Genomic DNA, 14,772 nt, shown 5'->3' with positions numbered 1-14,772 from the left:
TCAAAACCTCCGGAGCACCGGTCAAAACCCCCAAGGTGCCGGTTGAAACTTCCGGGGCATCAATTGAAACTTCCAAAACGCCGTATTGCTAGCCACACGAAGGATCACGCTTGCGGGACTTCCCGGAGCTCGGCCCGTGAACCGAGATTTTTGAATCCGGCAACACAACGTTCACAACGAGCACGGAAATTTTGTTATGCAGAACTGAAATATTTGTTTGAAAAAGAAGGATATTCAAAAAGTATCACGAAAATTAAAATAGTAACACTATTCTACCAATGCATGGCAGTGATCGATATACCGGAGCAGAAAAACAAACAATAAAAAACGCTGCCCGGTTGGGATGGCTTTGTCCGGAAGGGTCGTTGCCGGGTATTTTTTTCAAGAATCCAATCACAACGGAAAGGGATGAGCGGCATGAGACTAATTTCTATCGGTACCATCCATAGTCCTTACAAGACGCTTGACGATGCACCACACCAGGGGCGCTATTCCGACAAACAGGTTGAGTTGGAAATCAATCCCGAATATGTCGAGGGCCTCAAGGATATAGACGGCGCATCACACCTGATCGTTCTGTACTGGTTTCACCTGGCCAGAAGGGATACGCTTCAAAGCAGAACACCTTTCAGCCCGGATCCCAAGGGAGTTTTTGCCTGCCGCTCACCATCGCGGCCCAACCCGATTGCTTTCTGCGTCGTCGAACTGTTGCGCCGTGAAGGCAACCGGTTGTTTGTCAAAGGGATTGAAGCCGTGGAAGGTACACCTCTGCTGGATATAAAGCCTTATTCCAGCGATCTGGATAGCTTTGCAGGGGTCAAGATAGGCTGGTTCAAAAAAGAGAAGGAGGAATGAACAGATGCCAAAGGTACTTGTATGTGGTCGGGGAGGAAGTGGTAAAAGTACTGTCGTTACGATGATTGCAGCCATTCTGGGAGAAAGGGGCAAGGTTCTGGTGGTTGACACCGATGAATCAAATCTTGGGCTGGGCAAGATGCTCGGTATCCGGACTCCGGAAAAAACCCTTATGAATGAACTGGGCGGCAGAAAAGTTGCCTCGGAGCAGCTCAGAGCGGCTCTGAAAAGCAACTTTACGGAAGTAATCAGCATGTTTCCGGAAGAAAGAAGCATCGACCAGCTTCCCCCGGGAAGTGTATCCTGGAGCGGCCCCGTAGGTCTGCTTCAGATCGGGAAAATTGAACACAGTCATGAAGGATGCGCCTGCCCCATGGGTTCGCTTGCACGAGATTTTTTAAACAAATTGCAGAGTGGTTCGGACGAGTGGGTGATCGTGGATACGGAAGCGGGAGTGGAGCATTTCGGCAGGGGTGTATTCGAGGGCGTTGATGCAGTATTGATGATTGTCGATCCTTCTCATGAGGCGGTGTTATTGACTGAAAAAGCGGCAACATTGGCAGAGGAGGCGGGCAAGGCTTTTTCCGTGATACTCAACAAAACCGACGCCGGAACGGAGTCTTATTTGAAGGAAATGTTGGAACCGCTGAAGATAGATATCGCCGGAGTTATACCGTATTCACCCCAAATTTCCGAAGCAAATTTGAAGGGCAGGGCTCTGCCGGCGGACTCTTACCGGGAGGGGTTGGAAAAGATGATCGAAAAAACAATTCTCGGCCTTGCCGCATCCGAATAATTGTGAAACCTGCATTTTTTGCGCCATTCCAGAAACTGAAAGGTTGTGATCAATCTTGATTCTCAAAACACACCAGAGAGGGCAAGTGCTGCCGTTACCTGTTGTTCTTATTTCCACCATCAGCAAGGCGGGAATAAGAAATGTGGCTCCCTGGTCATGTGTCATGCCCATACTGCGGCCCCTTGACGAGATCGTGATTGCCTCCTGGATCAAAAGGGATACCCTTTTCAATATCCGGGAAACAGGTGATTTTGTGATCAATGTACCCCCCGCAAGTATGGCAGATGCCGTGATGATCTGTTCCAAAAATTTTCCGCATGATGTGGATGAATTTGAAGAGGCGGGCCTGAAACCATGCCCATCGAAGAAAATTGAATCGCCGGGTGTCGACGGCTGCCTGGCCCGTATGGAATGCACCCTTCAGGAGGAAATCGCCAGGGAAAAATATTCCCTGATTATCGGCAAAGTGGTTTACCTGGAGGCAGATGACAGATATTTTTCTGAAACGGATGGGATGGACTTTGAAAATGCGGAACCACTTTCTGCAGTCGTCAACAGTGGAGGTTTGCGGTTTACCAGGCCGGTATACATCAAGAAGAAAGCCGATCACTCGGAAATGACTTTGAAATAAACCGGGGGATGTTGCCCCCTGTTCTTTCTTGCCACCGCATTGGCTGTTGGGTAATGGCAGGGCAGCATGTTGGGTAAAGATGGGCAGTTGATGCTGCGCCGGGGGAGGCAGCAGGGAGGAAGTTGGCTGAAGGATTCCGGTTGCACATCGGGCCTCCTTTGAGGAGATGGAAAAAGCCTTTGGATACAGGAATCCCGCCGGCATGATAGATACCGGCGGGATTTTTTTTACTGCGCCATAAAGAGTTCCATGTCCTCATCGACAGTGCCGATACCGGCCAGGCCGAATTTGTCCACCAGCACCCCGGCAACATTGGGGGAGAGGAAACCGGGAAGTGTGGGGCCGAGGTGGATATTCTTTACACCCAGATAAAGCAGGGCAAGCAGAACGATGACCGCTTTCTGCTCGTACCAGGCGATATTGTATGCTATGGGTAGCTTGTTGATATCATCGAGGCCGAATACTTCCTTGAGCTTGAGGGCTATAATTGCCAGGGAGTAGGAGTCGTTGCATTGGCCGGCGTCGAGCACTCTGGGGATACCACCGATATTTCCCAGATCCAGTTTGTTGTAACGGTATTTTGCACAACCTGCTGTCAGGATGATGGTGTCTTCCGGTAATTTTTCTGCAAACTCGGTATAATATTTTCGGGATTTCATCCTTCCATCGCACCCGGCCATGACAAAGAATTTTCTGATTGCTCCCGATTTGACGGCCTCGACAATCCTGTCCGCCAGGGATAGCACCTGGTGGTGGGCAAAACCGCCGACGATCATGCCGGTCTCTATTTCATCGGGGGCGGGAAGCTTTCTGGCCAACGCTATGATTTCGGAAAAATCCTTCTTTCCATTTTCATCAGATTCGATGTGCTTGCAGCCGGGGTAGCCGGTCGAACCCGTTGTAAAGATCCGCTCTCTGATCTCATCACTTCTGGGGGGGACGATGCAGTTGGTGGTAAACAAGATCGGCCCGTGGAAGGAGGAGAATTCATCCAGCTGCTTCCACCAGGCATTGCCATAATTGCCAGCGAAATGATCATATTTTTTAAAAAACGGGTAATAATGGGCCGGCAGCATCTCGCCGTGGGTATAAACATCCACGCCGCTATCCCTTGTCTGCTCCAGCAGTTGTTCAAGATCGGTCAGGTCGTGGCCGGAAATCAGGATAGCGGGGTTTTTCCTCACCCCGATATTTACTTCTGTGATCTCCGGGTTCCCGTATCTCGATGTATTGGCCCTGTCCAGCAGGGCCATTACTTTCACACCGAATTCTCCGGTTTTCAGTGTCAGTGCCACGAGCTCGTCGGCGGTGAGAGAATCATCCAGGGTGGCTGCCAGTGCTTCATAGATAAAAGCATTGATCTCGAGGTCTTCCTCTCCGATATTTTTGGCATGTTCGGCATAGGCGGCCATCCCCTTGAGGCCGTAGGTGATCATTTCCCGGAGGGAACGAATGTCCTCGTCTTCCGTGGACAGAATCCCGATGGAAGATGCCTTCTCCAGCATCGATTCCCTGGAATCCACGTCAAAAGTTGCCGCATCATGAAAATCCCCCGTGGCCGCGGCCTGCCCGAGTTCATTTCTGGCATTGATCATCTTCATGATTTGATTTTCCAGTGAACCATCGTCAAAGTTGGCGTTGGTGATGGTCATGAACAGGCTGCTGAGCACTTCACGGTTTATATCATCGAAGTTGCTCATGTCAATTTTTCCTTTGATGACTATTTCTGAAATACCCTTGAGCGTATAGATCAGAAGGTCCTGAAGTTTGGCCACCTCTTCATTTTTTCCGCAGACTCCGCGCTTTGTACAGCCTTTTCCGCCGGCTGTTTCCTGACATTGGTAACAGAACATCCCCATCTTTTCTCCTCCTTGTTTATTTCCTGGATTATTATTTTCCGGCGTGAAAACCGGAGCGGGCAGCTTTCGAGCGGCCCGTGAAAAGCTTGATGACAGTGCTGCATTCCGATCCCATGGCACTTCGGAAAAAACTTGCCTCACCGTGCAGCGCAAGCAGTTTTCTATTTTTCCCCTTTTACCCCATGTTGTTCCGGGGCCGGCGCTTTTACGACGACAAGTTCCAACGTCCCGTCATGCAGGTTCCTGACGTTCATCCTGGTCTGGAAAGGGATTTTCAAGAGGGTTGCGGCTTCGTATTCATGGATTTCCTGATCATCCAATCCGATGGAGAGCCTGCCACGGAGAACGGTCATGTAGACGTTGGAATTGGAATAATGTTCCGGCAGCCCCTCCCCCTTGCTGAATATCATATGGAGATAATGAACGTTCTCGTCGAAGATGACCTTCTCCACAACCCTTGCATCGCCACCGCTCAGTTTGAATACCTGTTCCAGCATATCTGCATACTCCCTTGTATTGTTGATCATATCCAGTATGTTTCAAGATTTTGAAACATATTATAGCACACGGGGTGCGGTATGAATGTAGCCGCGGTTACGGATCAAAATTATTTTTTGACCGAACATAACCTGTCAAATTGATGTTGTATATCTTCGAGGTAATTTTATACAGCGTTTGCCAGTTGACTGATTAGACAGAAAATTGGTATAATTACCTAAGTTTTGGGCAACACCATGTCTTCGTCCTTATTTTTCATGTCCAACAAGAAGGAATCGCTTCATCGATGTTCTTCAATCAAGGAAATTGATTCCAGCCGAAAAAGGAACAAAATGGGATAAGGGGGTGAGAAAACCAGCTTTTACCCGACAACTGAACGGAAAAAAACCAGTAAATATATTTTAAAATCAGGAGGTCAGTTATGGATTTTGAATTCAATGATGAACAACGGATGTTCCAGCAAAGTTTGCGAGAATTGCTGGAAAATGAGTTCGGGCCGATCGTGGATGAAAGAGACAGGAAGGGCCCTCTCAACAGGGAAGAAGCCATTGACGTGATGAAGAAATTGCAGAAAGTGGGGGTAGGGCTTGATCCGGAAAGCATCGAGGATCTGCTTGATCCGGTCATATTCGGCATTGTTGCTGAAGAATTTGGCCGGGTATGGCCGAGCTTGCTGCCGCTTTTTGGTATGGGGGCCATCCCCGCTATTTTTGCTCCTTCGGCTTCGGGGGAAGCGGGAGAAAGAATGCTTTCCAGACTGGAGAATGCAGAATTTATCGGATGCTTTGCCGAAACCGAACCGGAAGCCGGCTGCGATACTTCCAACCTGAATACCACGGCAAAACTGGAAGGCGATTATTACATCGTGAACGGGACCAAGTCCTGGATCAGCAACGCTACAATTGCGGACACCGCTTTTGTAGGGGCGAAGGACGTGGAGACCGGCGCACCGTTGTTCCTTCTCGTGGAGAAGGAGATCTCTCCCTTCGAGGCCACGGAATCGCCAAAGCTGGGCTGGAAAGCTTCACCGACGGGAGAGATGTTTTTTGATGAATGCAAGGTGCCCCGGGAAAACGAAATGAGCATTCTCATGGAAAATGCATTTGCTTCCGGAAAGTTGAACATTCCGGGGGGCTTGCTCAAGCTCCTTACAACCATGACGCCGATCACGGCCATGTTGACCATACCCAGGGCCGGCATGGGGCTGTCTTCCGTGGGTATCGCCCAGGCGGCTTTTGAAGCATCGGTAAAATATGCTCGCGAGAGAGTTCAATTTGGCAAGCCCATCGGCAAGTTTCAGCTGATCCAGGAGATGCTCTACGAGATGAACGTTTCCATCGAAACGGGGCGGCTCCTGGGCTACAAGGCCATGGATCTTATCGTTCAGGGGGATCCGGATGCCAGGCGTTTCTCGGCCATGGCCAAGATTTACGGAGGCGAGGTTGCCCAGAAGGTAACCAGCATGGCCATCCAGATTCATGGCGGCATGGGTATCTCCGAGGAGATGCCGCTGGAGAGGTATTTCAGGGATGCGCGGCTGATGACCATTCCCGATGGTACCAGTGAAATGATGAAACTGATCACGGGTTACACCATTCTGGGCAAAGGTTTTTCCGCTTACAGATAGACCGACAGGATTGCATGACGGCCCCATCGGGCAGATCGGTCAGAGAATCGCATCTACCCGGTTTCGGGCAAGAGGGGCCAGACACCATAGTGGCGACGATATGGAAGATGTTCGGGCAGTCGCCGGGCAGATCTTTTTCGTTCTGTTCGGTGGCTGCCGCTTTTTTTCCCGCCATATTGTCCTTGCTCCCGTATCGAGTCAGGAAAAATCCGGTACAATGTCTCAGGTGAATGTATCGAACCGTTGATAATGATTGAAAGGGAATTGTTTTTCAAGCTACATGCGGTGCAAGCAGGAAATAAGCAGTCGGGAATTGAAACATACTGTACATGGACTTTCAAATGAATATTTTGTTTGCGTTTTCAAGGGCAAGAAAGGGTACATATGAAGGAGAGGTGCAGCTACAATTCAGAAGGAGATTACCACCGCCAGCAAAATTCTTGATGATAATGGGCATGTCCTCAATTCCGGATGGGCGCGTGACGATCTGTTTATCTATGAACGTTCCAGGGTAAAAACCGGACCCATGAGAATAAAGGAGTGGGATTACTGGGAAGTTTTTAATGACCGTTATGCGCTTATTCTCAATATCTTTGATATCGGTTATGCCGGCGTGGCCCAGTTTTCCATGTACGATTTCAGCCAGAAAAAACCCCTGGAAATATTGTTGATCAAGCTTTTCACCAGAGGCTCGGTGGGTCATCCCGTGACCTGGAAATACGAGAAGCCTCTTGTTTTTGAGAAGAGAGGGAACAGGATGGAGTTCGATCGCCGCGGCGACGAGATTCTCCTGAAAGTGGACTTTCCGCGGAGAAAAATTTACGGGGAAATCAGCCTTTACAAGGACCCCGGTATGGATACGATGACCAACCTGGTCCCCTTTCACGAACCCCATCAATTTGTCTATGCGATCAAGATCATGTGTATGCCGGCCACGGGAACGATACAGGTTGGCGGCCGGAAATATGATTTCAGTACATCCAACAACAGCTGGGGTGTGCTGGACTGGACCAGAGGTGTCTTCCCCTACAAAAATCATTGGAAGTGGTGTATTGCTTCGGGGAAGGTGGAAGGTGTAAACTTCGGCTTCAACATCGATTACGGTTTTGGCCGGGAGTCGAACAAGAGCATGATCATCCATGGCACCCGCGGCCATCATCTTGAATCGGCGGAATATCAGCACGATTGGAAAGATCTGCACCGCCATCTGCCGATCACCAGCGAGGACGGGCGGGTAAACCTGATCCTGAAACCCCGGAAAATTGAGAAAAGAAATACCAGCGTGGGGTTTCTGGAGATGAGGGGGGTCAAGACATACGGTTATTTTACGGGGGAAATGGTGCTGGATGACGGCAGAATGGTGAAGATAAAGGAGACGGACAGATTATTTGGCTGGGCCGAGGAGTTCTACCAGAAGTGGTGACCGCGATCCAGGTTCGGTATCCGGGTTGCCCCATCATTCATATTTCATCCGGTTTCTCTGCCTTGAGGATAGATTCCCTCTTTTTTAGCATGGCCTGGTAATCAAAGTGGTAACTTCGGTTTCTGTATATCTCCCTGAATTTATTTCGGTATTTTCTGGTCTGAAAATATCTTTTCATGAAATTTGACAGGGGAAAGATCTGTTCGGAAGGATCGTAAACCTGCGGTTCCCCCGTTTTCTTGTTGATTATCGTCCCGGTAATGACGCCCCAGGATAGGTCGCCAAGTGAATATTTCTTGAGATCCCTGAGGATGGCCTGCAAGATTGCCTCATGGGCGGGGTTGAAAAAAAGAAATTTTTGCGTGTACATCACCGCGCCATGGAAATGATCCGGGACATCCATGAAACCGTCTTTATGCAGGTCCTTGCCCACCTGATACATGATCTTCATCATGTAGCGCAGGCTGCCCAGTCCGGGCCTGCTCTGGCCGGGGAGTTGCGGCCTGTCCGGTTCAAAGTTGCGGAGCGGATTCTGGGCCGATAGCCATTCGATAACGACCATGTTCAGAGGGATATGATCCACGCTATTTTCAAAAAAACGTTTTTCGGGCATGAATACCGATTCGGAAAGACGAAGATCGATGAGCGGGTTACCGGCATCTATCCGCTCATCGTAAACTTGCAGATGGTTGATCATGGCCTCATCCTTGAAGATCTTGACACGGACATGACCGAATCCCAGAAAATCGAGATGTTTGATCAGGCCCACTTTCTCTAACATGGCCAGGATATCACCGGCGGTAAACCTGTTCAGAAAGAGGCCATTGTCCTTCTCCCCCATGGCCGGGAGCCCCAGGCTATTTGCGGCTTCGGTAGCGGACACGATCCCGGTCGATATATCTTTTCTGTTGATCGGCCTGAAATATTTCAAACCTGCCAATTTGGTTGTTTTTCTCATCGCCATCTCCCCTGGATGTTTGTGAACAGGCCTTGCAGGAAAAATTTTGACCCTCTATTCGGTTACAATTATATCATGACCTGTTTCTCTTGCAGGGGAGAAAAAAAATCGTGGATTCTGTTGTGGTGCCATGTTGTGAATTCGATTGCCTGCGGTAGATGGAATTTTTCGGAAAACAGGGCCCGGCTATATTTCCAACCGGGCCCGGTAAGATTGTCGGGGTCTCCCTATAGCAGCATGACCCAGCGGTAGATAAATGGGAAAAATAATTTGATTCCCAGTACATAAGCAACCAGCAGGAATACGAGTATCCCCCATATCCAGCCGATACAGGCGATAAGCAGGGTGGCAATGATGGCCAGCCCCAGGCTACCGACGAATACCGCCAGCAGCAGCAGGATACAGGTGGTAACGGGGTGGACCTTTTTGTACCTTTCCGGGTCCAGCATGGTACCCCCACTGTAACCCTCGTAAAGCCATTTTGTCAGCATGTAAAGCAGTACGGGGATAAGGATCACTCCCATACCATAGAGGGTCAGAGCCACATCGGAAATAAGCCATGCTTTTGCGGCGGCTATCTGCTCACCGAAGTCTGTGGGCCAGCTGAGAAAATTGTCTCTGGTTGCCGAGAAAAAACGCTGGTAACCCATCCTGTCCCAACCGTTAACCAGGATGAAAAACATGAAAAAATATCCTAAAAATGGTTGGAGTGAGGCAAAATAAAACTTGCCGGCTTTGACCAATCTGTAAACCGACCAGAATCCGAAAATAAACATGAGTGGTATGGTTCCTACAAATAAAGCCACGATCCATGCCGGGATCGTCTCGTATGTTCCCACATGCATGGTCTCCCAGCTGGGGAAGCCCCACAGAAGATATGCTCCGCTGGGAACAAACAGAACGGCGATGTAAAGCAGGGATTTGACAAAATATAAATTTTCAAAAAGGCTGTTTCTTTTTCTTTGCGTCTCGTTTTTATCCTGGTCCGACTTTTCCCCCATTTTCTTCAGTTGACGGAAAGCAGACATGGAGAAACCTGCACCGAGGGCATATGCCCAAAAAACATCGACCTGAACCACAATCTCCGCCTCCTTTCATCTTTTATTTTTTAAACTTCCTTCGATTTGGATCGACTCCTGTCACGATCATTTCCTGGGATCCGGCCCCAGGCGCATCGTAAGCCAGTTGAACAGAAGCTGGGAATGGTTGACGAATTTGTAGGTATACGGATAGAAAACCCTGGGTCGGTTCTTCTTTACCGCCCGGTGAATCAACCGGGCGGTTTTTTGCGGATAACCCTTTGGTATGGAATCGGACCATATGTTGCCGTAAACTTCGGTCCGGCACTGGATTTCCAGGGGGGTGTCGATCGGCCCCAGATAAACAGTGGTAACACCAACGCCATGGCGCTTGACTTCCCCCCGCAGGATCTCCGAAGAAAACGCGAGCCCCGCTTTGGCAGCCCCATAGTAACAACAACCATGAATGGTGATCACCCCGGCCATACTGGAAATATTGACGATGTGGCCCTTTTTCCGCTCGATCATGCCCGGGAGCAGAAGGTTGATGATACGAAGTGGACTGAAAAGATCGATAGTCATGAGCCGCAAGCCTTCCTCCCACCCGGTCGCCGACATGGTCTGGATAAACATGATACCGGCGCAGTTGATAGCCACATCAATGGGCCCTTGCTCTTCTTCAATGCGGCGAATGACCGGTGGTACGGCATCGATGTCGGCCAGATCAAGCTTGTAAACACGAGCAGGTACCCCCAGTTGATCCATGACCTTGAGTGCACCGTTCCTGTCAATATCCACCAGGGAGAGTTGTGTCCCTTTATCCTTTGCATAACAGAAACAAAGTTCCTTTCCGATGCCGCTTGCTGCTCCGGTAATCATCACATGCATGACCTGTTACCCCTTTTTTGATACTGTTGACAATCACCCGTTCCCGGATGGTGGCTGGTTATGCCATGAAAATGATTGGCACCGGGTGAAATTATGCCATGATACAGGGTATTCTTGTGTTTTGAGAAATAGAATTAACGGGAAGGCGTATTTTAATTTTTACTGGAAGGAATGGTAAAATTTTTTCTGGCCATATCTCGGCAATCTGCAGGCTTGCTCTTCTGTCCCTGTTTTCTCTTTCCTGACAAATCGAAGACATGGCCTATCCTGCCAACTCTGAATTCGGCCATCGGTTTTTGCCCGGGGCGATAATGGCGGTAATGTCGGTGCCCATGATCGATACCGTGCCCTGCGTGGGTTTCATCAACCCGCCGATTATATTTAGCATGGTGGACTTACCCGAACCCGATTTCCCGAGCAAGGAGACATATTCCCCCTCTTCAAAATCAAGGGAGATGCCCTTGAGCCCCTCGAGGTGCTTTTTTAACCTTTTTGAAAACATGGTGAAGGTCTCCGATCGAAATCTGCTGAATGGGTCTCATATGTTCTCCCATGGGTGCCGTTGGCACTATTTTTTCTGACCATGGTTAAGTTTTATTTTCAGGATCAAAAAACCCTTAAAAACTGAAAAATTATTTTTTTTTGAGGAAGGAAAATGCAAAACAAAGAAGAATGGTAAATTGCGGTTAATTCATACAATGAATTGAATCGGATCGTTATTTTTTTTGGTGATTCATTTCCAGGATTTTAAGGGAGGGAGGGCAGATATTTTTTCGGTTCATATCGATCATTGTCCATCAGGACAGAAGAGCATGATTGACTAAAAAAGGAGTTGTTGGAAGATGGGAATTGAAAAAAACAAGAGCAAGTTGAGCCTTACAATCCTGGTAATCTTTGCCCTTTCCCTCCTGGCGCTTCCCGTATTCTCCCTGGGGACTGACGGGGCGCAGGATGATATGCCTGCGCTGAGCCAGGTTGAGGGCGATGTCTATGTATCCGCCGAGGACGGGGATGACGATGAGGGAGACGGGACTCCGGAAAACCCCTACGCGACCATCCAGAAAGGTGTCGATGAAGTCGATGAGGGAGGGGTTGTGCGTGTTCTGGCGGGTGAATATTTGGATTATGTGGAAATTGGCAAATCCGTGAGTATAATCGGGGACGGCTGGAAAAAAACAAACTTTACGTCCGACGAAGAAGAGCTCCCTACCATATGGATCGGAGATTTGCGGGAGGATAAGGGGGAAGAACCGCTCGCGGTATGGATCGAAGGCATGAACATTTCGGAAGGGTGTATGGGCATATTATCAGAAAATGTGGAGGATCTGAAAATCACGGTGCTGAACTGTCATCTGGAATACAACGATTGCGGAGCCATTCTGCTGACAGCCGAAAATAATATCGATGCCGATATCAGAGGCAACTACATCTATGGTAACAATTGTTGCACCGAAATTGTAGGCGGTGGCATCCGCATGGTCTGTTACGGCGAAGAGTTGGGCGGCGCCCAGTTGGCGGAAGACGGACTGGTTCCGAAAATCACGGCCGATATCCGGGATAACGTCATTGCCGGGAACGAAGGCGGCGGTATCCGTCTCGGTTGGTGGCGCGGTGACATCACAGATTCCCCCGGCGATATAACCGCCACCATCGAGGGCAACAGGATTTACAATAACGAGGGGGGTTCTCTGCGCGTCAAATCCTCCGGCGAGGTTGATGTGACGGTCACGAAGAACGATTTCCAGCTGACGGATTACGAACTGAATGCCGGCGGTGTCATCCGCATCGGTCAGGGTTCGGAAGACTATGACAACGATATTTCAGAGAAGGTCAAGGCCCGTGTATGCGGCAATGTGATCAACTGCGGAAAAGCTGGCGATGAAGTCGAAATCGGCGGCGTTATAAGGGTCAACGGCGATGAAATCGAGGCCGAGATCAGCGGGAACGAGATCACCGCCGGGTATGATGTGGGCGGATTGATCAGGGTGGGCCAGAGCGGAAAATATAGCGGTCTTGTGGCCACGAACGTTACCGCCGAGATCACCGACAACGTCATGGATCTTGATACTTATTCCCTGGGCGGAGGGATCAGGGTTTACGCCAAGGACGAGATCGACGCCATAGTTACCGGCAACAGGTTCGGGGGAGTCCCCTGGTACCAAGGTGGGGGCATCCGCATCGGCCACTTTGCCAATTACGGTGGATATAGCGAATTTGATTATCCACCTACCGAAACGGTTAAAGCCGTGGTCAGCGACAATCATCTGACTCACTTCGAGGGCGGCGGTATCCGCATCATCGCCTCCGAGGAGATCGAAGCCGAGGTGAACAATAACACCGTCAGCGAATGTTACGGCGGGGCGATCAGGGTCGGATGGTTCTGCTACGATCGGGAATGGGAAAACACGGAAGGTGATTTGACAGGTGTAACCCCCGTGGTATCGGCCGAAATCAGCGGCAACACGCTCACGGACAACCGCGCCGTGGGCATTCATCTGGAAGGTTCCGTATCTGTCAGCGGCACCATCTCCGGCAACAGGGTGCTGGGAACAATGGAATGCAATAGATACCGTTGGGGTGAGCCCGGTGATTACCGTTATGATAACCCAGGTATCTATGTCGGCAACGAGGACGCAGATGAGGTGGATGTAAGTATCAACAACAACGCGATCGTCGGCAATGTGACGGGATTGATCTGCGAGATCGACGAGTCCGCTGACCCACTCGATGCCACGCAAAACTGGTGGGGCAATGCATACGGGCCGTTTAATTTAAATCTCTCACTACCCGGCGAGATCGTGGGCGCGGGTATTTTCTTTGAGTTTGGTGATACTTGTTCCGGTAACCTCGATGTCAGCCCCTGGCTCCTGAGCGAACCCCCAGCCACCGAAACGCTTGTGACCGAGACGCTGTGGCTGGAGGAGGGAGATTCTGCCGGTATAGAAGGTTTGCTGTCGGTGAAAGCGGAGAAAGGTGAGGGAGGCATAACCTTTGCGCAGTATGGATCCAACCCTGCTCCTGTCCCTCCCATCGGTGAAATAGGGGGGTATTTTGACGTATATCACGAGGCGGATTTCCTGGAAGCCGGCGACATCGACAGCCTGTTCCTCAAGCTTTTCTACGACGATGAAGATCTGCCCGCAGGGGTAATGGAGGACAGAGTGACGCTTCTCTGGTGGAACGGTGAAAAGTGGGTGGCATGTTCGGAGAGCGGGATTGCCGTGGATATAACCCCTCAAAATGAAGCGGAAACGGGCAAACATGCATGGGCCAGGATCACCGCTTATACCACCCCCTCGATTGCCGATCTTCTGGTGGGAGGATTCACCATCGGCGAACCGGCCCTTTACGGTGATGTATACAGGGACGGGGAAGTGGATGTGCTGGATGCCATACTGATGTTGCGGAGTATCGTCGGGCTAGAAGAACTGAATGATATCCAGATGGCCCTTGCCCTGGTCAGCGGCAATGATATCCTCACGGTCAGGGATGTTATTCTGGTGCTGAGGCATGCCGTTGGCCTGATCGACAGGTTCCCGGTGGAGTGAAAACGGGTAAATTTTTTTCGGCGGCAGTGTAACGAGTTGCCGAAAAGAAAAGAGGGGCAGAACCGCTGCGCAAGAAATTGCGCGGCGGTTTCTCTTTTGCATTATTTCCATGTTGCCCGGGAGAACGGCCTCTACGTTGGGGTGTACGAGGAGGGGAATCTTCGGTCGCCCTGAAAAGCGGGGCTCCCTCAGAATGACAGTACTGGAAAAACAGTCGTGCGGAATGGCACAATACCGGGGAAGGAGTGCGGCGACCTCCCCCCCTGTCATTCCGAGCAAGCGGTCTTTGACAGGAACACTAACATAAAGTCATAAAAAACAATGATGTAGAAACGGTAACACCAGGGTAAAAGCATAGCGCCGCGAGGAATCTCGGGCAGGGTCAAACATTTTGCTTGATGATGGCGATGGTGATTCGTACTGCTCTGCTTCCAGCAGCAAGGTAAGTGGTATTGATAAAGGTTTCAGCGGCCGCCTGACGTTCCCGCTTTCTTGTTTTTATATGTTGGCTTGGCGACTGGGCCGTTCATGGGCCATAGCATGAAGAACGGTTCAGGGAGTGTGGGGTCGACCAGGGGATTCTTCGGTCGCCCCAAAAAGCAGGGCTCCCTCAGAATGACAGGTAATACACTGTCACATCACGTCGGCAGTCCCGTTTCGCTTCCTCGCC

12 protein-coding genes are annotated in these 14,772 nt (G+C 50.2%); 6 read left to right on the top strand and 6 right to left on the bottom strand.

Translation table 11 applies throughout. From position 1 onward, the window contains the following. Nucleotides 1–417 precede the first annotated feature (417 nt). From tsaA to GX364_04505, 3 genes are read left to right on the top strand one after another with little or no spacing between them, the layout of a single operon-like run. Entirely contained in the window at nucleotides 418–855 is a 438-nt protein-coding gene (gene tsaA, locus GX364_04515) for a tRNA (N6-threonylcarbamoyladenosine(37)-N6)-methyltransferase TrmO (GenBank protein ID NLI70110.1), read from the top strand. 4 nt (nucleotides 856–859) lie between these two features. Then, nucleotides 860–1,651 (top strand): nitrogenase reductase, encoded by a 792-nt coding sequence (locus GX364_04510; GenBank protein ID NLI70109.1) that lies wholly within the window; start codon nucleotides 860–862, stop codon nucleotides 1,649–1,651. Nucleotides 1,652–1,706: 55 nt separating this feature from the next. Then, a complete protein-coding gene (locus tag GX364_04505; GenBank protein NLI70108.1) occupies nucleotides 1,707–2,282 on the top strand; it encodes a flavin reductase family protein in 576 nt (191 codons plus the stop codon). A gap of 227 nt (nucleotides 2,283–2,509) precedes the next feature. Here the strand turns inward: GX364_04505 and hcp are convergent, their stop codons facing one another. Both hcp and GX364_04495 read right to left on the bottom strand, forming a co-directional pair. Then, nucleotides 2,510–4,141: a hydroxylamine reductase gene (hcp, locus tag GX364_04500; GenBank protein ID NLI70107.1), complete on the bottom strand. Its 1,632-nt coding sequence runs from the start codon at nucleotides 4,139–4,141 to the stop codon at nucleotides 2,510–2,512. 161 nt (nucleotides 4,142–4,302) lie between these two features. Beyond that, complete coding sequence (locus tag GX364_04495; protein NLI70106.1) at nucleotides 4,303–4,638, bottom strand: hypothetical protein; 336 nt, start codon at nucleotides 4,636–4,638, stop codon at nucleotides 4,303–4,305. Nucleotides 4,639–5,060: 422 nt separating this feature from the next. Between GX364_04495 and GX364_04490 the strand changes: the two genes are divergently transcribed. Then, nucleotides 5,061–6,266, top strand: a complete 1,206-nt coding sequence (locus GX364_04490) for an acyl-CoA/acyl-ACP dehydrogenase (GenBank protein NLI70105.1) — start codon at nucleotides 5,061–5,063, stop codon at nucleotides 6,264–6,266. Nucleotides 6,267–6,672: 406 nt separating this feature from the next. Then, complete coding sequence (locus GX364_04485) at nucleotides 6,673–7,689, top strand: DUF2804 domain-containing protein (protein ID NLI70104.1); 1,017 nt, start codon at nucleotides 6,673–6,675, stop codon at nucleotides 7,687–7,689. A gap of 37 nt (nucleotides 7,690–7,726) precedes the next feature. On the opposite strand, the gene GX364_04480 is transcribed toward GX364_04485, so the two are convergent. The 4 genes from GX364_04480 to GX364_04465 form a co-directional block, all read right to left on the bottom strand. Further along, complete coding sequence (locus tag GX364_04480; GenBank protein ID NLI70103.1) at nucleotides 7,727–8,647, bottom strand: hypothetical protein; 921 nt, start codon at nucleotides 8,645–8,647, stop codon at nucleotides 7,727–7,729. Between the two features lie 227 nt (nucleotides 8,648–8,874). Continuing rightward, a complete protein-coding gene (locus GX364_04475) occupies nucleotides 8,875–9,726 on the bottom strand; it encodes a conjugal transfer protein TraG (GenBank protein NLI70102.1) in 852 nt (283 codons plus the stop codon). 66 nt (nucleotides 9,727–9,792) lie between these two features. Beyond that, nucleotides 9,793–10,554 (bottom strand): SDR family NAD(P)-dependent oxidoreductase, encoded by a 762-nt coding sequence (locus GX364_04470; GenBank protein NLI70101.1) that lies wholly within the window; start codon nucleotides 10,552–10,554, stop codon nucleotides 9,793–9,795. 262 nt (nucleotides 10,555–10,816) lie between these two features. Further along, nucleotides 10,817–11,056: an ATP-binding cassette domain-containing protein gene (locus GX364_04465; protein ID NLI70100.1), complete on the bottom strand. Its 240-nt coding sequence runs from the start codon at nucleotides 11,054–11,056 to the stop codon at nucleotides 10,817–10,819. A 340-nt stretch (nucleotides 11,057–11,396) separates the two neighbouring features. On the opposite strand from GX364_04465, the gene GX364_04460 reads away from it, so the two are divergent. Next, complete coding sequence (locus GX364_04460; protein ID NLI70099.1) at nucleotides 11,397–14,102, top strand: hypothetical protein; 2,706 nt, start codon at nucleotides 11,397–11,399, stop codon at nucleotides 14,100–14,102. Nucleotides 14,103–14,772 lie beyond the last annotated feature (670 nt).

It is taken from the genome of Bacillota bacterium (genome assembly GCA_012518215.1).
In the GTDB taxonomy this organism is placed as follows: Bacteria; Bacillota; Dethiobacteria; order DTU022; family PWGO01; genus JAAYSV01.
The sequence above is the reverse complement of the archived record's forward strand: the minus strand, read 5'-3'. Positions and strand labels throughout refer to the sequence as shown.

What these genes read in the sequence shown, in the direction of transcription:
- tsaA (NLI70110.1), top strand. Translation starts at nt 418, where the DNA reads ATGAGACTAATTTCTATCGGTACCATCCATAGTCCTTACAAGACGCTT.
- GX364_04510 (NLI70109.1), top strand. Translation starts at nt 860, where the DNA reads ATGCCAAAGGTACTTGTATGTGGTCGGGGAGGAAGTGGTAAAAGTACT.
- hcp (NLI70107.1), bottom strand. Translation starts at nt 4,141, where the DNA reads ATGGGGATGTTCTGTTACCAATGTCAGGAAACAGCCGGCGGAAAAGGC.
- GX364_04495 (NLI70106.1), bottom strand. Translation starts at nt 4,638, where the DNA reads ATGCTGGAACAGGTATTCAAACTGAGCGGTGGCGATGCAAGGGTTGTG.
- GX364_04490 (NLI70105.1), top strand. Translation starts at nt 5,061, where the DNA reads ATGGATTTTGAATTCAATGATGAACAACGGATGTTCCAGCAAAGTTTG.
- GX364_04480 (NLI70103.1), bottom strand. Translation starts at nt 8,647, where the DNA reads ATGAGAAAAACAACCAAATTGGCAGGTTTGAAATATTTCAGGCCGATC.
- GX364_04470 (NLI70101.1), bottom strand. Translation starts at nt 10,554, where the DNA reads ATGCATGTGATGATTACCGGAGCAGCAAGCGGCATCGGAAAGGAACTT.
- GX364_04465 (NLI70100.1), bottom strand. Translation starts at nt 11,056, where the DNA reads ATGTTTTCAAAAAGGTTAAAAAAGCACCTCGAGGGGCTCAAGGGCATC.
- GX364_04460 (NLI70099.1), top strand. Translation starts at nt 11,397, where the DNA reads ATGGGAATTGAAAAAAACAAGAGCAAGTTGAGCCTTACAATCCTGGTA.